Raw genomic sequence first — 19,630 nt, 5'->3', positions numbered from 1 at the left:
GGGTCAAGATTTCACTACAACTTCATTCACATGTCTGTAACAATCGAGTTTGCGCCAACGTGGCCTTGCATGCGCATACCCCCGACACGCGCGTATTAGTTCCCGGAGAGAAGTACCTTGCCGAACAATCATCCAGAGGAGCCGCGACCCGCTACTGTGGCGGTCACGGACTTCCACCCAGCGAGCACACCCACCGAGGCGAGCCTCGTCTCCCGTCGCACGGCTCTTCAGCTCATGGACTTGAGCCGAACAGTTCCGAGCGGCACGGATGCGCCTTCCACCGAGCAGGTCGCGATACGTGCGTGTGACGCGTTGATCGACGGATATCGCATGCATGCGCTGGTCGCCGGCGCAGGTGCACCGGTGGTGCTGGTGCATGGCCTGCTGGGTGCGGCTGCGGCATGGATGCCGGTGATGCGCGTCTTGGCCCGGGAGGCCACTGTGTACGCCGTGGACGCGATTGGCATAGGCCAGTCGGAGCGGGTGCGCGGGATTGACGGCAGTCTGCAGGCATCGGCCCGGCGATTGGCATTGTGGATGGACCATGCTGGTCTTGAGCGGGTAGACCTGGTCGGCACCTCGCATGGAGGCGCTGTGGCCATGTGTTTCGCCGCGATGTTCCCGCAACGGGTGCGTTCGCTCCTGCTTCACGCGCCGGCGAATCCTTTCTGCATGCAGTCCCAGCCGCAAATCCGCTTTGCCGGCACACGGATCGGCCGCCGTGTGGCGCACTGGCTGCCGGCCGCTCCCTCGTGGGTGCATCAGGCGGCGCTATGCCGCATGTATGGTGATCCCACCCGGGTACGCGCCGGCTCACTCGAGGAGTACGTCGAGTCGCTGCGCCGCCCCGGGACCGTGGAGTACATCCTGTCTGTGCTCCGGCACTGGGTGCCCGATATGACAGCACTGGTTCCCATGCTCCCGCGGCTGCGCAAGCTGCCGACGATGCTGTTGTGGGGAGCCCAGGACCGCGCCGTCTCACTCAGTTCGGCCTGGCGACTCCGCGCGGTGCTGCGTGCTCCCCTCGAGATCCTGCCCGAGTTGGGGCACCTGCCATTTGAAGAGGCGCCAGAGCTTTTCGCCGACCGCATCCTTCGTTTCGTCGCGGACACCGCTGGTCGGGCCAGTGTTGTGCCGCTCCGAACTGCCTAAAGCTTTCTAAAGTGTTTTCAGATATGCCCGGGCTGCGTCGATCTGGGGGAAGAGTTCTTCTTCCTCCTGGAACGCCCGGGGGTGCACGCATCGCCGCCCGCGCCGTACCGTCACAGGGTGCTTCAGGTGCAGCATTTCGTGGTACATCAGGTACTCGATGGCGAAGCGAGGCACGTCGGCACGGTCGAACACGCGGCTGACCATGATGGTGTTGTGCGCGGCATCGTAGTGCCCCAGAAGACGGCGCGCGTTGTGTTCACTCCACGTCAGCACGGGTCTCCCCAGCAGCCCGAAGAAGAAGCTGGTGTTGAGCGACTCAAAGACCTCGTCGAGATCCCAGTACTGCCCCTTGGCTGTAATCACTCGCTTGCGCCCGCGCAACTGCCGTATCTGCTCGGTCTGTCGAACAACCGGTTCAGAGAGGGTGTAGCGCTTATATCGGGAAGCATGGGTCGCTTCGATCGGCTTGCGATAGAGCTTGGCAAGCAGAATGTGAGCAATCGCGCGCAACACCGGCTCGGGTGCGCCTTCCAGGAGATCGGAAAGGTGCACGCGTAACACGCCCTCACGCATGCGGATCGTCGTGTTCAGGCTGGTGAACTTGCGAAACCGGGCATGAATGGGAGGGATCGGAGCACGCGGCCGAAGGACGCGGTACTCCTCGGAAAAAAGCTGTTGCAGGAACGGTTCCACCAAGCGAAAGCCTAGCATAGGAGACCCTCCAGGGATGTGAGTCCGCGACGGGCGGACTCACATCTCTGTTGAGTGTTCTAGTACTGGCCAGACTGCGCGTTCTCGCTCTTCAAGGCAAGCAGCAGCACAGAGCGCGCCGTCACGCCGTATGCCTCGCCTGTTTTGAAGCTGCCGGAAGCGCCATTCTCCTCGAGGTTGGTGTCGATCAGCAGGGCCCACTCTTCGCCGCCATAGGACTCGGGAAGCGTGAACTGGACGAGATCACTGTGCTCGTTGATGACCAGCAGCAGGGTGGCATCGCCGCCGCGCTTCTGGATTCCTGTGGGCTGCGCGCGGCCATCCATAAGCATGCCGAAGCACTTCATGTTGGAGTCGCCCCAGTGCTCGTCTTCCATCTCGGTGCCGTTGGCGTTGATCCAGGTGAGATCCTTCACGCCGATCGCCTCGTTGTAGTAGCCCTCGTAGAAGCGGCTGCGGCGCAGGATGGGGAACTTGTGACGGAGACGGGTCAACTCCTTCACAAAGGCGATGAGGTGCTTGCCCTTGTCGTGCAGGTCCCAGTTCAGCCACGAGATCTCGGAATCCTGGCAGTACGCGTTGTTGTTGCCTCCCTGCGTTCTGCCAAACTCGTCGCCCGCGAGCAGCATGGGCGTGCCCTGCGAAAGCAGCAACGTGGCCAGCATATTGCGGATCTGCCGCGAACGCAGGGCGTTGATCGCCTCGTCGTCGGTAGGTCCCTCAACGCCGCAGTTCCATGAGCGATTGTCAGAGCTGCCGTCGTTGTTGTTCTCGCCGTTGGCATCGTTGTGCTTCTCGTTGTAGGTCACGATGTCGTTGAGCGTGAAGCCGTCATGCGCCGTGAGGAAGTTGACGGAGGCCCACGGCTTGCGGCCATGGTGGTTGAACACGGCGTTGGACGCGCAGATGCGCTCGGTCAGCTCCGAAGCAGGTGCCTGGTCGCGCCAGAAATCGCGCACCGTGTCGCGGAACTTGTCGTTCCATTCAGCCCAGCCCGGGGGAAAACCACCGACCTGGTAGCCGCCGGGGCCGCAGTCCCATGGCTCTGCGATGAGCTTCACTGTCTGCAGAAGGGGGTCCTGCGAGCAGGCCTTGAGGAAGCCGCTCTTGTTGTCGAAGCCGTTGGGTTCGCGCGCCAGGATGGTGCCAAGGTCGAAGCGGAAGCCATCGACATTGGTGCCTTCCACCCAGTAACGGAGCGAATCCATGACCATCTGCAGCACGCGCGGATGGCTCACGTTGACCGTGTTGCCGGTACCGGTTTCGTTGATGTAGTAGCGTGGCTGGTCAGGGAGCAGGCGATAGTAGCTTGCGTTGTCGATACCCTTGAAGGACAACGTTGGTCCTTTTTCATTGCCTTCAGCCGTGTGGTTGTAGACCACGTCAAGGATCACCTCGAGCCCTGCCTCGTGGTACTTGGCCACCATCTCCTTGAATTCCTTCAGGGTGTCTGGCCGGTTGGACGCGTAACGAGGATCAGGGGCGAAAAAGCCGATCGTGTTGTAGCCCCAGTAGTTCACCATGCCTTTTTCAAGCAGGTTGCTGTCATTCACAAAAGTGTGGATTGGCAGCAGTTCGACGGAGGTGACGCCCAGGTCCTTGATGTAGTCAATGACTGGTTGCTGGGCCAGCCCAGCGTAGGTGCCGCGCAGGTGCTCCGGTATGTCGTTGCGCTGCTTGGTGAAACCCTTCACATGGGTTTCGTAGAAGATGGTCTCTTCCCAGGGAACATGCTTGCGACCACGCGTACCGGTGAAGTCGAAGTTAGGATCCACCACGATGCATTTCGGGACAAACGGGGCCGAGTCGCGCTCGTCGAACGTTGTATCGTCCATCGACTCCATCACGTAGCCGAAGATGGCCGGGTCCCAGATCACCTCGCCGATGTGGGCGTAGGCGTAGGGGTCGAGCAGGAGCTTGTTGTGATTGAAGCGATGTCCATTTTCCGGCTCATAGGGGCCGTAGACCCTGTACCCATAGCGCTGCCCGGGAGCCAGCCCCGGGATGTAGCCGTGCCAGACCTCGTTCGTGTGCTCTGGCAGCGCCAGTCGCTGCAACTCTTCTTTGCCATCGTCTGAAAAAAGACAAAGTTCCACCTTGGTCGCGTGGGCCGAGAAAAGGGCGAAATTGACTCCCTTGCCATCCCAATGCGCTCCCCGGTGAAATGATGTCCCCTCACGAATCTCGTACTGCGTCGCCTCTGCTGTGCTCACGAATGTTCCTGCCATCTTGTAAAGTCGTATTGCTGAATGAGAACTGGCGGGTAAGATGCAGGATTTCTTCTGCGCAGCAATTCGGGCAGCGATGAGACAATACATAGGCTTGGCCCCGTAGCTCAGGTGGATAGAGCGACGGTTTCCTAAACCGCAGGTCGCAAGTTCGAATCTTGCCGGGGCCACCACTACTCACGAGTATTTATGCGGGTTGTAGCGACCACCTTCAAACTTTGTATTTACATCGGTTTGAGCGATGAGGGCTTCGAAAGCTTAACATTGACGCACCTTTGACCCTACGCTGTGTTCTCGCCACTGCGCTCTATGATGCACAGAGAAGCCCCGAAAACCGTTACCGACCGGTGCACGAACCGTTACAAGGTGTAGGTAAGTTTTGGACGGTAACTAGGCGAAAATACGGCGAAACTGATAAGCTCGTCCAATATGGCTTGGCCTCAACTCCAGCCTTCCACACCTGCACTGGTTTGCCACCTACCGCCCCTGCCGCCGCTTGGTATTCGCGACTGCTAGCGTGCCGAATGTCACCCCTAGCCGCCACCAGCGCCGCCAACCTTAAAGTATCCGGACTGCTCTCACGTGCAAGCCTACTCAGCCAACACCCTCACGCTGCATCCGTGGATGGCCGATCCCGACGAGCCCCGTCTTCGTACCATAGCCTCCTCACTGGTGGCATCGGTGAGGTTGACGCGAGCGTCGAACGAGGAGGTCGTGGCCAAAACTCAACCTGTCCAGGAGACCGTAACGACCTCAGTGGAGATAGCGGAGCAGATCTTGCGGCTTTCCTTGGAGAGGGTGCGATCTCTGGCGAAGTGACGTTCTGGGCGATGAGCCACCCTGTAACCGAAAGCGTCCGCTTAGTTTTAGCGATCCTGCCGCGTCTCCCTCGCCATACGAGCCGCCCGATTACCGGTGATGATCAGCACCAGCGCAATCAACGACACCAGGAAGAATGTCCAGTCCAGCACGTGGGTATGCTGATTTTGGTTCAGGTAGATGACTGGTAGCTCGACCATGACGATCACCATGCCAGCACAGACGCGTTTGCTCTCCAGATAATCCATGCCCGGAATCATAGATGGAACCCGACGCATAAAGAAAACCCCAACCGAAGTTGGGGCGAGTTTGCAGAATTGCTGACCGATCTGATGCGACCAGCGTTAACTGGGCTGCAAATGGCGTAAATTCGTTCTACATCTTACTGTCGGCGAAAGCCTGGAGTACTGCCTCCTGCGCGCCAAGCGATGCGATGCTCTGCGTTCCACAGGCCCGCGCCCGACATAGGCGCGAGTCCTCAGAATCGTTGGTGGGACGATCTCCACAGATTTCACAGGCCCGGCCAGACGGCGCTCAAAGCACGAGACGATAGCATAGACCAGTACAGGGAGGATGAGAAGGGAGAGGGGTTCGAGATACACGGTCAGTCCTTTCGTACTTACGCAGGCATTTGGCGCCCTACGGATTAGCCTCCGCCAGCGCAGGTGATCCGATATGCGCACCCACGCGTAGCCAACAACACCACCGATGAGGAGCGCTCCTACAGCAGCGAGCGTGAGCACGACCGAATCCATCGGCCCAGCCTTAATATGGTCAATAGTCCGGGTCGCCCGTCTGAGTTGGATTTATTCCGGGCCTGCGGTAGAGTCAGGCATGCCAGCTAAGGACATATCGGCTCCAGTAGCCGCGTGCATGCGGTATCGACCGCACGTCCCTGACATGCCTAATCTAAAAGAGTTAAGAACAAGATTTCGATTGAGTCAGGCAGATATGGGTCGCCTTCTGGGACCAGTTCAGACGGATGTAGGCAGCGGGAATCGGGTAGGCGTCAACCGGAATTAGGGACGCGCATCCTACTGCACCTTTTAGACCCTGAGCCTGAGACCGTACTAAAAGCGCTTTACCCCAATTTAGAGCTTCAGGCCAACTCAACCGATAAGTGTGAGTCGATCACTGTTCCTGCGGACAATCCCGTTAAGTCACTTAAAACCGGCACGTGATTAGAGACGTCATTCTCGCTCGCCGGTGCATAGCGCTCGACCATTTTCTGGATCGTTAGATCGCGGTACTCAGGCCCTGGAAGTAGCGCCTGAAGAGCCGCGAAGCCTTGTGCTGCCGTGGGAAACACCGCGAAGCGAGGATCGCCGTGCGACGCTCCATGCAGCTGCGCGTACTCTCCCCAATCAATATTGCCGGGATTGTTGTTGCGCTGGGCACGGGAGTTGAGGACGTAGAATCCTTCCTCGCGTGCGATGCCTTCGGTGAGAGACATTAGGTTTTCTTTGCCACGATCTGGGCGTCGCGGCGGTAAATGCAGATGTCTGGTGGCGTGATCGCCGAATGGGGAGATATAGCTGAGAGCCTCGCCATGGCACGACATCGTCAAACCGAGCATCGATCCCTCGTCATGGTCCGCCGCTACGTCCACGAGGGCAAGAAATTGAGGCAGATCGCGGCAGGGAAGCTGGGGCTGTAGCCGATGCGCAAGCGACGCCGTCCAGCGCGGAACAGGGAAGTGGAGATCCCGCTTGACGCTCATCCTGAGACCTGCCCGGTCCGCGCGCTTAGGAGCTGGCTCGAGCGGGCCAAGCTAACCCAAGGCCAGGTCTTCCGCCGGATCGATCGACAACTCGCTCGGCCCACTCGTCCTGGCCTCTAGGGAGCTTGGTATAGCGGAATACCCTCTGAGCTTGGGGATCGAGGAGATTGATTACTCCTGATATGTCGGCTTATGGGGAAGTAACCTCGGGCCGGGAACGGACAGATGCGTTTAAAGTATCCGATACGATGTTCGTAATTCACTAGACAGAATCCGCGTTGTCGGACGTAAGTGGTTTGTTTGTGAGTCATATAGAACCATGGCGGCTCGCTCATGTCAAGAAGTGCTCTACGCGGTGGATAGGCGGAGGGACCACATTCGCCCCTGGCCCAACTTCCCACAGCGGCGTTTATGGTTACTTACCCAGATGGCATCGGGGCTTAATGAGTACATTGGCCTGCTCTCGTCACTTGAGAACGACCGATCCGGGACATTCGACCAGCCGACTCAGATGGACGCAGTACTCTACTGCCTTCTCACCTGTTCCTGTTCACTGTTCTCAGGATTTCGGCGACGACGGCCTGGCCAGGCTTGCTTGAGGGGTCGACCAAATCGAAATGACCGCCATCTACGGGAATAATTGTTACAGAATCGCCCTTGGAGCGGGCGGCAGTCTGATAGTCGACTGCCAAGGTTCCTACGTGTTGCAAGAGCGCCTGCGAGCCGGATGAATCTGGGGGATGTTTAGCGGGAGAAAGCTCTGAACCGATCCGTCATGATAGCGCGCAGGCTGATCCGCAGGCGTTCCTTCCATGAACTGGGTGACGGCGGGCATTGGGCAGTAATCAGATTCCAAGGGTTGCGCCGCAGTGAGATCGTGGACCGTCGATGTCGATGATCTCCTTGATGGCAAGGGGACCGATTGTATGAAGCGGACTGGTGCTTGGCAGCTTAGGCCGGGCGCCAAGCCACAGAGCGAGTTGGCCGCCGGAGGAATGTCCAACGACGAATACCCTTGAGAGATCGAGCTTGTCCTTCGCGGCGATCTTACGTAGATAATCAACGGCTTTGGCCAGGTCAAGGTAAGTATTGGGCCAACCCCCGCCGGGGCTGCCTGCGCGGCGATATTCAATGTTCCACGTTGCCACGCCCCGCTCGTGAGAGCCAAGGACAGAGGCTCCATGAGTGAGTAATCCGGGGGTGGATGATCGCGCGGGCAGATGATCTGCCCAACAACCTCCGTGGACGACGATGACCACGGGGACTCGCTCTCCGGAAGTCGGCAGACGGAGCTTTCCGAAGTGCAGAGGGCCAGAATCGTAATGCAATGTCTGAGCGTCTCTTGCGGGTGGTAAAGCCAGTGTCGATTGGGCCGAGGCGAGGCCTGCACAAAGGACAGGTGTGCAGGAGGTCACGAAAAGCCTGCTTATGGTTCCACTCAAGTGGTATTTGGCTGCACTCATCTTCAGTTTCATCTTCCCGCCCCTTGGGCTTACGATGAGCCGTAACTCTAGCTGAATCGGCTGATTTCTAGAGTTTAGCCGCCCCTCAGGGGACGGACGCAAATCTAATCTCGTTCCGTTGCAATGGGCTGCTAAACACGCGATTCGCCAAAGTATTTATGCATGTGTGCTAAATCGCAAATGCACTCATTGACCACAGATAAGTAATTAGAAGTCGGCATATAGGAAGTGCTCTGATGAGGTTGCTGTCCCCTCTCGGGCTGTCACTCACTTCCGTTAGCGGCTTGTCACCACTTAGCGACGGGTTCAGGTGAAGTCGATATCGACACAGAGCCGCGCACCTGCTGCACAAACGAATGTACTTGGTCTTCTGAACAACGCAGGCTGGTCAACCTGTATGTAGTGGCCGCTGTGCTGAACGACCACCCTCTACTGTTAGCAGAAAGCGTTCTCAAGCCCTCCTGCTTCTGGTTCCACATCTGATCCTTCGTCTCTCGAGAGAGATCAAGATGGGGAGCTGCGACGGCCGAAGAGCTGCAGCCTCGTGCGCGGAAATATCGAAGTTGCCCAGTTCTCCTTGGAAAGCCGCAAGGTTTTCTCTGCATACACCCTCAAGTGTTGGAGCAATGGGGTGGAATCGATCACCTGGATTACCTCCAGGGCATGCTCCCAGAGGGCGATTTCTCTAGCCTCTCGTCGCGTAGTCACCGGGTCACTCCAGCCGTGGCCTGCGCGGTCGAAAGAGCAGGTACGGGTCGTCCTACCCAGGACAGGCTGCACGCCGCTCCAGACCAACCCGTCATTGCCTAAGCCTGAATCAAGAACAAGCGTCGGGCTGCCGGCACCTTGGCAGTTGATTGGCATGCGATGACCGTCAGCGATGAGTGTAGTCCCGGGTGGGGGTCGCATCGCGACAAGCAACAGCGTCAACACTGATTAGAACCACAATTGTGACTGCACCAATACCCAGCAACAGAAGTGGTAAGCCTCGGCAAGACGCCTCGCCATGGGAGAGGGCCGCCGACGTAGAGCCAACGACCGGGCGAGACAGAAACCTGAGACGCAAATCCCACAGCACACAATCATAAGAGGCGAGAAGATCATCGCACCTCCTGAATGGAAGCGTATTCTCCTGCGTCGGTAAGGAAAAGTCGCCTTGCGGAAAGTGATCCGCTTCACACTGGGCAAAGGCAGAACTCACGCTTCCAGTCTCCCGGTGAACCGGGCCGATAGCGTGAGGACAATGCCAGCGGAAAGGACGCCGAAGCCCGACCACTCCGGCCAGCGTTGACGTGATGCTCCCAACAGCATCAGTCCCACTCCGATGAGCATGAAACCGACCCAGCGTCTGCCTAGACCCATCACGTCTCTCTTGGAAGTCATTGCATGCACATGGACTGCGATCTTGTCGCGGCTTTCCAAGCGCTTCTTCTCATCCGGGCTCATGCCGAGCTTGATGGTCTTGCTCTCGACGGCAGAGGCGGTGGCGGGATCGGCAACCACGGTGTCGATCGTCTTCTTCACGTCCTCGGGCGTCATGCTGTCCAGACCCGGGAGCTTGACGTTCAACTCGGCCCGGCGGTAACGGGTGCCCTGCCTTTCGGCTAGTGTCGTGACATTAACCGTAAGCAGCTCCATGAGGACTGTATCCTTTTCGGCGGCATGGATACCGAAGAGCAAGATGCCAAACGTGATTTACCGTCTGCTTGATTAGCCGGAGGTCTGACTGGCGTGGCCAGCTTTTCTTGCTGGCAGCTTGGCCTTTGTCTTCGCTGGCTCAGAGGCGGGCTCCATACCTGGATCAGGCAGCAACACCCTTCCACCTTGCAAGAGCTTCATCACGTGAAAGCAGTCGCTCGGGAGGATACTGCTCCCTTGCTGGCGCGCCAGATGTCTGCGGCGGTCAGCAGAACGTCCACAGCAATCCGGGCTGTTAGAAGCACCGCCGGATCGTCATGTGCAACATGCAGACTCTTGGCAAGTTGCTCTGCGAGCCCCCGCTGCTGTTCGCCAAGGTAGTCCCAAAGCCTGGCGCGCGCAGCGGGCGATTGGCCAAGGATTGATCGAACCAGAAGCGCGCGCTTCGGATCTTCATCCTCGACGCCAGTACAGCAAAGATTGCATCGGGCGAGCGCCCGTTCTACCGGTGCATCCTGAACACGTAGAGCGAAAACCTCAGTGAATTTTGCCGTGTTCGCCGTAAAGCTCGCCAGGACGATGGCGTCTTTACTCGGAAAATATCGGTACAGGGTGGACGGGCTGACATCGGCCGCCGCCGCGATTGTTTCCATCGTCGTCTGCTCATAGCCGCCACTGGCGAAGAGCGTCATAGCTTCCGCAATGATGCGGTCTCTGCTGTGCGCTGCGCCTTTCGCTCTCTCATGCCGATGACATGATCCTACATTAGAAAAAGAGTCTTGTTCATTTGACAGTGACTTTCATATGGGAGATGCCTCTTCCTCATGTTCATGTAGGATCATGTCAAGCATGAGAGAGCGAAAGGCGCAGCGCAGCAGAGACCGCATCATTGCGGAAGCTATGACGCTCTTCGCCAGTGGCGCTATGAGCAGACGACGATGGAAACAATCGCGGCGGCGGCCGATGTCAGCCCGTCACACCTGTACCGATATTTTCCGAGTAAAGACGCCATCGTCCTGGCGAGCTTTACGGCGAACACGGCAAAATTCACTGAGGTTTTCGCTCTACGTGTTCAGGATGCACCGGTAGAACGGGCGCTCGCCGATGCCAATCTTTGCTGTACTGGCGGTCGAGGATGAAGATCCGAAGCGCGCGCTTCTGGTTCGATCAATCCTTGGCCAATCGCCGCGCTGCGCGCGCCAGGCTTTGGGACTACCTACCTTGGCGAACAGCAGCGGGGGCTCCAGAGCAACTTGCCAAGAGTCTGCATGTTGCACATGACGATCCGGCGGTGCTTCTAACAGCCGCGGATTGCTGTGGACGTTCTGCTGACCGCCGCAGACATCTGGCGCGCCAGCAAGGGAGCAGTATCCTCCCGAGCGACTGCTTTCAACGTGATGAAGCTCTTGCAAGGTGGAAGGGTGTTGCTGCCTGATCCAGGTATGGAGCCCGCCTCTGAGCCAGCGAAGACAAAGGCCAAGCTGCCAGCAAGAAAAGCTGGCCACGCCAGTCAGACCTCCGGCTAATCAAGCAGACGGTAAATCACGTTTGGCATCTTGCTCTTCGTATCCATGCCGCCGAAAAAGGATACAGTCCTCATGAGCTGCTTACGGTTAATGTCACGACACTAGCCGAAAGGCAGGGCACCCGTTACCGGGCCGAGTTGAACGTCAAGCTCCCGGGTCTGGACAGCATGACGCCGCGAGGACGTGAAGAAGACGAGTCAACGATCGGAACGCAGCGATCGCACCGCGACGAACGCGCGTCTGGTACCGACGACCGTCCGCCGTTGCCGTCCCGATCCGATCCGTCGAGAGCAAGACCATCAAGCTCGGCATGAGCCCGGATGAGGTAAAAGAGACGCTTGGAAACCCGGACAAGATCGCAGTCCATGTGCATGCAATGACTTCCAAGAGAGACGTGATGGGTCTAGGCAGACGCTGGGTCGGTTTCATGCTCATCGGAGTGGGACTGATGCTGTTGGGAGCATCACGTCAACGCTGCCGGAGTGGTCGGGCTTCGGCGTCCTTTCCGCTGGCATTGTCCTCACGCTATCGGCCCGGTTCACCGGGAGACTGGAAGCGTGAGTTCTGCCTTTGCCCAGTGTGAAGCGGATCACTTTCCGCAAGGCGACTTTTCCTTACCGACGCAGGAGAATACGCTTCCATTCAGGAGGTGCGATGATCTTCTCGCCTCTTATGATTGTGTGTGCTGTGGGATTTGCGTCTCAGGTTTCTGTCTCGCCCGGTCGTTGGCTCTACGTCGGCGGCCCTCTCCCATGGCGAGGCGTCTTGCCGAGGGCTTACCACTTCTGTTGCTGGGTATTGTGCAGTCACAATTGTGGTTCTAATCAGTGTTGACGCTGTTGCTTGTCGCGATGCGACCCCCACCCGGGACTACACTCATCGCTGACGGTCATCGCATGCCAATCAACTGCCAAGGTGCCGGCAGCCCGACGCTTGTTCTTGATTCAGGCTTAGGCAATGACGGGTTGGTCTGGAGCGGCGTGCAGCCTGTCCTGGGTAGGACGACCCGTACCTGCTCTTTCGACCCGCGCGGCCACGGCTGGAGTGACCCGGTGACTACGCGACGAGAGGCTAGAGAAATCGCCCTCTGGGAGCATGCCCTGGAGGTAATCCAGGTGATCGATTCCACCCCATTGCTCCAACACTTGAGGGTGTATGCAGAGAAAACCTTGCGGCTTTCCAAGGAGAACTGGGCAACTTCGATATTTCCGCGCACGAGGCTGCAGCTCTTCGGCCGTCGCAGCTCCCCATCTTGATCTCTCTCGAGAGACGAAGGATCAGATGTGGAACCAGAAGCAGGAGGGCTTGAGAACGCTTTCTGCTAACAGTAGAGGTGGTCGTTCAGCACAGCGGCCACTACATACAGGTTGACCAGCCTGCGTTGTTCAGAAGACCAAGTACATTCGTTTGTGCAGCAGGTGCGCGGCTCTGTGTCGATATCGACTTCACCTGAACCCGTCGCTAAGTGGTGACAAGCCGCTAACGGAAGTGAGTGACAGCCCGAGAGGGGGACAGCAACCTCATCAGAGCACTTCCTATATGCCGACTTCTAATTACTTATCTGTGGTCAATGAGTGCATTTGCGATTTAGCACACATGCATAAATACTTTGGCGAATCGCGTGTTTAGCAGCCCATTGCAACGGAACGAGATTAGTTGATTTGCGTCCGTCCCCTGAGGGGCGGCTAAACTCTAGAAATCAGCCGATTCAGCTAGAGTTACGGCTCATCGTAAGCCCAGGGGCGGGAAGATGAAACTGAAGATGAGTGCAGCCAAATACCACTTGAGTGGAACCATAAGCAGGCTTTTCGTGACCTCCTGCACACCTGTCCTTTGTGCAGGCCTCGCCTCGGCCCAATCGACACTGGCTTTACCACCCGCAAGAGACGCTCAGACATTGCATTACGATTCTGGCCCTCTGCACTTCGGAAAGCTCCGTCTGCCGACTTCCGGAGAGCGAGTCCCCGTGGTCATCGTCGTCCACGGAGGTTGTTGGGCAGATCATCTGCCCGGCGATCATCCACCCCCGGATTACTCACTCATGGAGCCTCTGTCCTTGGCTCTCACGAGCGGGGCGTGGCAACGTGGAACATTGAATATCGCCGCGCAGGCAGCCCCGGCGGGGGTTGGCCCAATACTTACCTTGACCTGGCCAAAGCCGTTGATTATCTACGTAAGATCGCCGCGAAGGACAAGCTCGATCTCTCAAGGGTATTCGTCGTTGGACATTCCTCCGGCGGCCAACTCGCTCTGTGGCTTGGCGCCCGGCCTAAGCTGCCAAGCACCAGTCCGCTTCATACAATCGGTCCCCTTGCCATCAAGGAGATCATCGACATCGACGGTCCACCCGATCTCACTGCGGCGCAACCCTTGGAATCTGATTACTGCCCAATGCCCGCCGTCACCCAGTTCATGGAAGGAACGCCTGCGGATCAGCCTGCGCGCTATCATGACGGATCGGTTCAGAGCTTTCTCCCGCTAAACATCCCCCAGATCATCCTCAGCGGCGGCCTCTTGCAACACGTAGGAACCTTGGCAGTCGACTATCAGACTGCCGCCCGCTCCAAGGGCGATTCTGTAACAATTATTCCCGTAGATGGCGGTCATTTCGATTTGGTCGACCCCTCAAGCAAGCCTGGCCAGGCCGTCGTCGCCGAAATCCTGAGAACAGTGAACAGGAACAGGTGAGAAGGCAGTAGAGTACTGCGTCCATCTGAGTCGGCTGGTCGAATGTCCCGGATCGGTCGTTCTCAAGTGACGAGAGCAGGCCAATGTACTCATTAAGCCCCGATGCCATCTGGGTAAGTAACCATAAACGCCGCTGTGGGAAGTTGGGCCAGGGGCGAATGTGGTCCCTCCGCCTATCCACCGCGTAGAGCACTTCTTGACATGAGCGAGCCGCCATGGTTCTATATGACTCACAAACAAACCACTTACGTCCGACAACGCGGATTCTGTCTAGTGAATTACGAACATCGTATCGGATACTTTAAACGCATCTGTCCGTTCCCGGCCCGAGGTTACTTCCCCATAAGCCGACATATCAGGAGTAATCAATCTCCTCGATCCCCAAGCTCAGAGGGTATTCCGCTATACCAAGCTCCCCTAGAGGCCAGGACGAGTGGGCCGAGCGAGTTGTCGATCGATCCGGCGGAAGACCTGGCCTTGGGTTAGCTTGGCCCGCTCGAGCCAGCTCCTAAGCGCGCGGACCGGGCAGGTCTCAGGATGAGCGTCAAGCGGGATCTCCACTTCCCTGTTCCGCGCTGGACGGCGTCGCTTGCGCATCGGCTACAGCCCCAGCTTCCCTGCCGCGATCTGCCTCAATTTCTTGCCCTCGTGGACGTAGCGGCGGACCATGACGAGGGATCGATGCTCGGTTTGACGATGTCGTGCCATGGCGAGGCTCTCAGCTATATCTCCCCATTCGGCGATCACGCCACCAGACATCTGCATTTACCGCCGCGACGCCCAGATCGTGGCAAAGAAAACCTAATGTCTCTCACCGAAGGCATCGCACGCGAGGAAGGATTCTACGTCCTCAACTCCCGTGCCCAGCGCAACAACAATCCCGGCAATATTGATTGGGGAGAGTACGCGCAGCTGCATGGAGCGTCGCACGGCGATCCTCGCTTCGCGGTGTTCCCACGGCAGCACAAGGCTTCGCGGCTCTTCAGGCGCTACTTCCAGGGCCTGAGTACCGCGATCTAACGATCCAGAAAATGGTCGAGCGCTATGCACCGGCGAGCGAGAATGACGTCTCTAATCACGTGCCGGTTTTAAGTGACTTAACGGGATTGTCCGCAGGAACAGTGATCGACTCACACTTATCGGTTGAGTTGGCCTGAAGCTCTAAATTGGGGTAAAGCGCTTTTAGTACGGTCTCAGGCTCAGGGTCTAAAAGGTGCAGTAGGATGCGCGTCCCTAATTCCGGTTGACGCCTACCCGATTCCCGCTGCCTACATCCGTCTGAACTGGTCCCAGAAGGCGACCCATATCTGCCTGACTCAATCGAAATCTTGTTCTTAACTCTTTTAGATTAGGCATGTCAGGGACGTGCGGTCGATACCGCATGCACGCGGCTACTGGAGCCGATATGTCCTTAGCTGGCATGCCTGACTCTACCGCAGGCCCGGAATAAATCCAACTCAGACGGGCGACCCGGACTATTGACCATATTAAGGCTGGGCCGATGGATTCGGTCGTGCTCACGCTCGCTGCTGTAGGAGCGCTCCTCATCGTGGTGTTGTTGGCTACGCGTGGGTGCGCATATCGGATCACCTGCGCTGGCGGAGGCTAATCCGTAGGGCGCCAAATGCCTGCGTAAGTACGAAAGGACTGACCGTGTATCTCGAACCCCTCTCCCTTCTCATCCTCCCTGTACTGGTCTATGCTATCGTCTCGTGCTTTGAGCGCCGTCTGGCCGGGCCTGTGAAATCTGTGGAGATCGTCCCACCAACGATTCTGAGGACTCGCGCCTATGTCGGGCGCGGGCCTGTGGAACGCAGAGCATCGCATCGCTTGGCGCGCAAGGAGGCAGTACTCCAGGCTTTCGCCGACAGTAAGATGTAGAACGAATTTACGCCATTTGCAGCCCAGTTAACGCTGGTCGCATCAGATCGGTCAGCAATTCTGCAAACTCGCCCCAACTTCGGTTGGGGTTTTCTTTATGCGTCGGGTTCCATCTATGATTCCGGGCATGGATTATCTGGAGAGCAAACGCGTCTGTGCTGGCATGGTGATCGTCATGGTCGAGCTACCAGTCATCTACCTGAACCAAAATCAGCATACCCACGTGCTGGACTGGACATTCTTCCTGGTGTCGTTGATTGCGCTGGTGCTGATCATCACCGGTAATCGGGCGGCTCGTATGGCGAGGGAGACGCGGCAGGATCGCTAAAACTAAGCGGACGCTTTCGGTTACAGGGTGGCTCATCGCCCAGAACGTCACTTCGCCAGAGATCGCACCCTCTCCAAGGAAAGCCGCAAGATCTGCTCCGCTATCTCCACTGAGGTCGTTACGGTCTCCTGGACAGGTTGAGTTTTGGCCACGACCTCCTCGTTCGACGCTCGCGTCAACCTCACCGATGCCACCAGTGAGGAGGCTATGGTACGAAGACGGGGCTCGTCGGGATCGGCCATCCACGGATGCAGCGTGGGGGTGTTGGCTGAGTAGGCTTGCACGTGAGAGCAGTCCGGATACTTTAAGGTTGGCGGCGCTGTGGCGGCTAGGGGTGACATTCGGCACGCTAGCAGTCGCGAATACCAAGCGGCGGCAGGGGCGGTAGGTGGCAAACCAGTGCAGGTGTGGAAGGCTGGAGTTGAGGCCAAGCCATATTGGACGAGCTTATCAGTTTCGCCGTATTTTCGCCTAGTTACCGTCCAAAACTTACCTACACCTTGTAACGGTTCGTGCACCGGGTCGGTAACGGTTTTCGGGGCTTCTCTGTGCATCATAGAGCGCAGTGGCGAGAACACAGCGTAGGGTCAAAGGTGCGTCAATGTTAAGCTTTCGAAGCCCTCATCGCTCAAACCGATGTAAATACAAAGTTTGAAGGTGGTCGCTACAACCCGCATAAATACTCGTGAGTAGTGGTGGCCCCGGCAAGATTCGAACTTGCGACCTGCGTTTAGGAAACCGTCGCTCTATCCACCTGAGCTACGGGGCCAAGCCTATGTATTGTCTCATCGCTGCCCGAATTGCTGCGCAGAAGAAATCCTGCATCTTACCCGCCAGTTCTCATTCAGCAATACGACTTTACAAGATGGCAGGAACATTCGTGAGCACAGCAGAGGCGACGCAGTACGAGATTCGTGAGGGGACATCATTTCACCGGGGAGCGCATGGGATGGCAAGGAGTCAATTTCGCCCTTTTCTCGGCCCACGCGACCAAGGTGGAACTTTGTCTTTTTTCAGACGATGGCAAAGAAGAGTTGCAGCGACTGGCGCTGCCAGAGCACACGAACGAGGTCTGGCACGGCTACATCCCGGGGCTGGCTCCGGGCAGCGCTATGGGTACAGGGTCTACGGCCCCTATGAGCCGGAAAATGGACATCGCTTCAATCACAACAAGCTCCTGCTCGACCCCTACGCCTACGCCCACATCGGCGAGGTGATCTGGGACCCGGCCATCTTCGGCTACGTGATGGAGTCGATGGACGATACAACGTTCGACGAGCGCGACTCGGCCCCGTTTGTCCCGAAATGCATCGTGGTGGATCCTAACTTCGACTTCACCGGTACGCGTGGTCGCAAGCATGTTCCCTGGGAAGAGACCATCTTCTACGAAACCCATGTGAAGGGTTTCACCAAGCAGCGCAACGACATACCGGAGCACCTGCGCGGCACCTACGCTGGGCTGGCCCAGCAACCAGTCATTGACTACATCAAGGACCTGGGCGTCACCTCCGTCGAACTGCTGCCAATCCACACTTTTGTGAATGACAGCAACCTGCTTGAAAAAGGCATGGTGAACTACTGGGGCTACAACACGATCGGCTTTTTCGCCCCTGATCCTCGTTACGCGTCCAACGGCCAGACACCCTGAAGGAATTCAAGGAGATGGTGGCCAAGTACCACGAGGCAGGGCTCGAGGTGATCCTTGACGTGGTCTACAACCACACGGCTGAAGGCAATGAAAAAGGACCAACGTTGTCCTTCAAGGGTATCGACAACGCAAGCTACTATCGCCTGCTCCCTGACCAGCCACGCTACTACATCAACGAAACCGGTACCGGCAACACGGTCAACGTGAGCCATCCGCGCGTGCTGCAGATGGTCATGGATTCGCTCCGTTACTGGGTGGAAGGCACCAATGTCGATGGCTTCCGCTTCGACCTTGGCACCATCCTGGCGCGCGAACCCAACGGCTTCGACAACAAGAGCGGCTTCCTCAAGGCCTGCTCGCAGGACCCCCTTCTGCAGACAGTGAAGCTCATCGCAGAGCCATGGGACTGCGGCCCCGGCGGCTACCAGGTCGGTGGTTTTCCCCCGGGCTGGGCTGAATGGAACGACAAGTTCCGCGACACGGTGCGCGATTTCTGGCGCGACCAGGCACCTGCTTCGGAGCTGACCGAGCGCATCTGCGCGTCCAACGCCGTGTTCAACCACCATGGCCGCAAGCCGTGGGCCTCCGTCAACTTCCTCACGGCGCATGGCGGCTTCACGCTCAACGACATCGTGACCTACAACGAGAAGCACAACGATGCCAAGGCGGCGAGAACAACAACGACGGCAGCTCTGACAATCGCTCATGGAACTGCGGCGTTGAGGGACCTACCGACGACGAGGCGATCACAACGCCCTGCGTTCGCGGCAGATCCGCAATATGCTGGCCACGTTGCTGCTTTCGCAGGGCACGCCCATGCTGCTCGCGGGCGACGAGTTTGGCAGAACGCAGGAGGCAACAACAACGCGTACTGCCAGGATTCCGAGATCTCGTGCTGAACTGGGACCTGCACGACAAGGGCAAGCACCTCATCGCCTTTGTGAAGGAGTTGACCCGTCTCCGTCACAAGTTCCCCATCCTGCGCCGCAGCCGCTTCTACGAGGGCTACTACAACGAGGCGATCGGCGTGAAAGGATCTCACCTGGATCAACGCCAACGGCACCGAGATGGAAGACGAGCACTGGGGCGACTCCAACATGAAGTGCTTCGGCATGCTTATGGATGCCGCGCGCAGCCCACAGGAATCCAGAAGCGCGGCGGCGATGCCACCCTGCTGCTGGTCATCAACGAGCACAGTGATCTCGTCCAGTCCAGTTCACGCTTCCCGAGTCCTATGGCGCGAAGAGTGGGCCCTGCTGATCGACACCAACCTCGAGGAGAATGGCGCTTCCGGCAGCTTCAAAACAGGCGAGGCATACGGCGCGTGACGGCGCGCTCTGTGCTGCTGCTTGCCTTGAAGAGCGAGAACGCGCAGTCTGGGCCAGTACTAGAACACTCAACAGAGATGTGAGTCCGCCCGTCGCGGACTCACATCCCTGGAGGGTCTCTATGCTAGGCTTTCGCTTGGTGGAAACCGTTCCTGCAACAGCTTTTTTCCGAGGAGTACCGCGTCCTTCGGCCGCGTGCTCCGATCCCTCCCATTCATGCCCGGTTTCGCAAGTTCACCAGCCTGAACACGACGATCCGCATGCGTGAGGGCGTGTTACGCGTGCACCTTTCCGATCTCCTGGAAGGCGCACCCGAGCCGGTGTTGCGCGCGATTGCTCACATTCTGTTGCCAAGCTCTATCGCAAGCCGATCGAAGCGACCCATGCTTCCGATATAAGCGCTACACCCTCTCTGAACCGGTTGTTCGACAGACCGAGCAGATACGGCAGTTGCGCCGGGCGCAAGCGAGTGATTACAGCCAAGGGGCAGTACTGGGATC

Annotated in this window: 15 protein-coding genes, 2 tRNA genes and 1 pseudogene; 10 read left to right on the top strand and 8 right to left on the bottom strand. The window is 58.0% G+C overall.

Annotated features, from left to right (window positions below; genetic code table 11):
- Nucleotides 1-240: 240 nt before the first annotated feature.
- Nucleotides 241-1,152, top strand: coding sequence for an alpha/beta fold hydrolase (locus D1Y84_RS01125; RefSeq protein ID WP_158615252.1), 912 nt, complete (start codon nt 241-243; stop codon nt 1,150-1,152).
- A gap of 6 nt (nt 1,153-1,158) precedes the next feature.
- On the opposite strand, the gene D1Y84_RS01120 is transcribed toward D1Y84_RS01125, so the two are convergent.
- Together D1Y84_RS01120 and glgX are read right to left on the bottom strand one after the other, a co-directional pair.
- Nucleotides 1,159-1,863 carry a M48 family metallopeptidase gene (locus tag D1Y84_RS01120; protein ID WP_124846867.1) on the bottom strand — a complete coding sequence of 235 codons (705 nt, stop codon included), beginning with the start codon at nt 1,861-1,863 and terminating at the stop codon, nt 1,159-1,161.
- A 59-nt stretch (nt 1,864-1,922) separates the two neighbouring features.
- A complete protein-coding gene (gene glgX, locus D1Y84_RS01115) occupies nt 1,923-4,076 on the bottom strand; it encodes a glycogen debranching protein GlgX (RefSeq protein ID WP_233580934.1) in 2,154 nt (717 codons plus the stop codon).
- 111 nt (nt 4,077-4,187) lie between these two features.
- Here glgX and D1Y84_RS01110 point away from each other — a divergent pair.
- Nucleotides 4,188-4,264, top strand: a tRNA-Arg gene (locus D1Y84_RS01110).
- A gap of 693 nt (nt 4,265-4,957) precedes the next feature.
- On the opposite strand, the gene D1Y84_RS01105 is transcribed toward D1Y84_RS01110, so the two are convergent.
- The 5 genes from D1Y84_RS01105 to D1Y84_RS01085 all read right to left on the bottom strand — a co-directional run bounded on the left by D1Y84_RS01105 (nt 4,958) and on the right by D1Y84_RS01085 (nt 10,435).
- A complete protein-coding gene (locus D1Y84_RS01105) occupies nt 4,958-5,158 on the bottom strand; it encodes a hypothetical protein (protein WP_148092678.1) in 201 nt (66 codons plus the stop codon).
- A gap of 851 nt (nt 5,159-6,009) precedes the next feature.
- Nucleotides 6,010-6,630 carry a hypothetical protein gene (locus D1Y84_RS17805; RefSeq protein WP_124846865.1) on the bottom strand — a complete coding sequence of 207 codons (621 nt, stop codon included), beginning with the start codon at nt 6,628-6,630 and terminating at the stop codon, nt 6,010-6,012.
- 845 nt (nt 6,631-7,475) lie between these two features.
- Nucleotides 7,476-8,093, bottom strand: a complete 618-nt coding sequence (locus tag D1Y84_RS01095) for an alpha/beta hydrolase (protein ID WP_233581533.1) — start codon at nt 8,091-8,093, stop codon at nt 7,476-7,478.
- A 1,197-nt stretch (nt 8,094-9,290) separates the two neighbouring features.
- A complete protein-coding gene (locus D1Y84_RS01090; protein WP_124846863.1) occupies nt 9,291-9,731 on the bottom strand; it encodes a hypothetical protein in 441 nt (146 codons plus the stop codon).
- A gap of 200 nt (nt 9,732-9,931) precedes the next feature.
- Entirely contained in the window at nt 9,932-10,435 is a 504-nt protein-coding gene (locus D1Y84_RS01085) for a TetR/AcrR family transcriptional regulator (RefSeq protein ID WP_255424371.1), read from the bottom strand.
- Nucleotides 10,436-10,666: 231 nt separating this feature from the next.
- Here D1Y84_RS01085 and D1Y84_RS01080 point away from each other — a divergent pair.
- The 4 genes and pseudogenes from D1Y84_RS01080 to D1Y84_RS01065 form a co-directional block, all read left to right on the top strand.
- Nucleotides 10,667-10,870, top strand: a pseudogene (locus tag D1Y84_RS01080) (TetR/AcrR family transcriptional regulator); the annotation flags it as partial.
- Nucleotides 10,871-13,333: 2,463 nt separating this feature from the next.
- The gene (locus D1Y84_RS01075) at nt 13,334-13,945 is read left to right on the top strand and encodes an alpha/beta hydrolase (RefSeq protein WP_158615250.1); all 612 of its coding nucleotides are present in this window, start codon (nt 13,334-13,336) and stop codon (nt 13,943-13,945) included.
- An 804-nt stretch (nt 13,946-14,749) separates the two neighbouring features.
- The gene (locus D1Y84_RS17720; RefSeq protein WP_148092679.1) at nt 14,750-14,965 is read left to right on the top strand and encodes a hypothetical protein; all 216 of its coding nucleotides are present in this window, start codon (nt 14,750-14,752) and stop codon (nt 14,963-14,965) included.
- Nucleotides 14,966-15,953: 988 nt separating this feature from the next.
- Nucleotides 15,954-16,154, top strand: a complete 201-nt coding sequence (locus D1Y84_RS01065) for a hypothetical protein (protein WP_148092678.1) — start codon at nt 15,954-15,956, stop codon at nt 16,152-16,154.
- A gap of 693 nt (nt 16,155-16,847) precedes the next feature.
- Here D1Y84_RS01065 and D1Y84_RS01060 read toward each other — a convergent pair.
- Nucleotides 16,848-16,923: transfer RNA gene (locus tag D1Y84_RS01060), tRNA-Arg, on the bottom strand.
- A 175-nt stretch (nt 16,924-17,098) separates the two neighbouring features.
- Between D1Y84_RS01060 and D1Y84_RS18065 the strand changes: the two genes are divergently transcribed.
- Genes D1Y84_RS18065 through D1Y84_RS18050 form a run of 4 tightly spaced genes read left to right on the top strand, consistent with a single transcriptional unit; the run spans nt 17,099 to nt 19,213 of the window.
- Nucleotides 17,099-17,371 (top strand): hypothetical protein, encoded by a 273-nt coding sequence (locus tag D1Y84_RS18065; RefSeq protein ID WP_199726335.1) that lies wholly within the window; start codon nt 17,099-17,101, stop codon nt 17,369-17,371.
- Nucleotides 17,372-17,409: 38 nt separating this feature from the next.
- Nucleotides 17,410-17,802, top strand: coding sequence for a hypothetical protein (locus tag D1Y84_RS18060; protein ID WP_199726334.1), 393 nt, complete (start codon nt 17,410-17,412; stop codon nt 17,800-17,802).
- Nucleotides 17,803-17,816: 14 nt separating this feature from the next.
- Nucleotides 17,817-18,701, top strand: a complete 885-nt coding sequence (locus D1Y84_RS18055) for an alpha-amylase family glycosyl hydrolase (protein ID WP_199726333.1) — start codon at nt 17,817-17,819, stop codon at nt 18,699-18,701.
- On the top strand, nt 18,695-19,213 hold the full coding sequence (locus tag D1Y84_RS18050; RefSeq protein ID WP_199726332.1) for a hypothetical protein: 519 nt from the start codon (nt 18,695-18,697) through the stop codon (nt 19,211-19,213). Before D1Y84_RS18055 ends, D1Y84_RS18050 begins: the two co-directional genes overlap by 7 nt.
- Nucleotides 19,214-19,630: the final 417 nt, after the last annotated feature.

It is taken from the genome of Acidipila sp. EB88 (assembly GCF_003858395.1).
Lineage (GTDB): Bacteria > Acidobacteriota > Terriglobia > Terriglobales > Acidobacteriaceae > EB88.
This window is presented reverse-complemented; position numbering and strand designations above follow the sequence as displayed.

Excerpts from the sequence above, each read along its gene's own strand:
- D1Y84_RS01120 (WP_124846867.1), bottom strand. The coding sequence starts at position 1,863 with ATGCTAGGCTTTCGCTTGGTGGAACCGTTCCTGCAACAGCTTTTTTCC.
- D1Y84_RS01105 (WP_148092678.1), bottom strand. The coding sequence starts at position 5,158 with ATGGATTATCTGGAGAGCAAACGCGTCTGTGCTGGCATGGTGATCGTC.
- D1Y84_RS17805 (WP_124846865.1), bottom strand. The coding sequence starts at position 6,630 with ATGAGCGTCAAGCGGGATCTCCACTTCCCTGTTCCGCGCTGGACGGCG.
- D1Y84_RS01095 (WP_233581533.1), bottom strand. The coding sequence starts at position 8,093 with ATGAGTGCAGCCAAATACCACTTGAGTGGAACCATAAGCAGGCTTTTC.
- D1Y84_RS01090 (WP_124846863.1), bottom strand. The coding sequence starts at position 9,731 with ATGGAGCTGCTTACGGTTAATGTCACGACACTAGCCGAAAGGCAGGGC.
- D1Y84_RS17720 (WP_148092679.1), top strand. The coding sequence starts at position 14,750 with ATGTCTCTCACCGAAGGCATCGCACGCGAGGAAGGATTCTACGTCCTC.
- D1Y84_RS01065 (WP_148092678.1), top strand. The coding sequence starts at position 15,954 with ATGGATTATCTGGAGAGCAAACGCGTCTGTGCTGGCATGGTGATCGTC.
- D1Y84_RS18065 (WP_199726335.1), top strand. The coding sequence starts at position 17,099 with ATGGGATGGCAAGGAGTCAATTTCGCCCTTTTCTCGGCCCACGCGACC.
- D1Y84_RS18060 (WP_199726334.1), top strand. The coding sequence starts at position 17,410 with ATGGACGATACAACGTTCGACGAGCGCGACTCGGCCCCGTTTGTCCCG.
- D1Y84_RS18055 (WP_199726333.1), top strand. The coding sequence starts at position 17,817 with ATGGTGGCCAAGTACCACGAGGCAGGGCTCGAGGTGATCCTTGACGTG.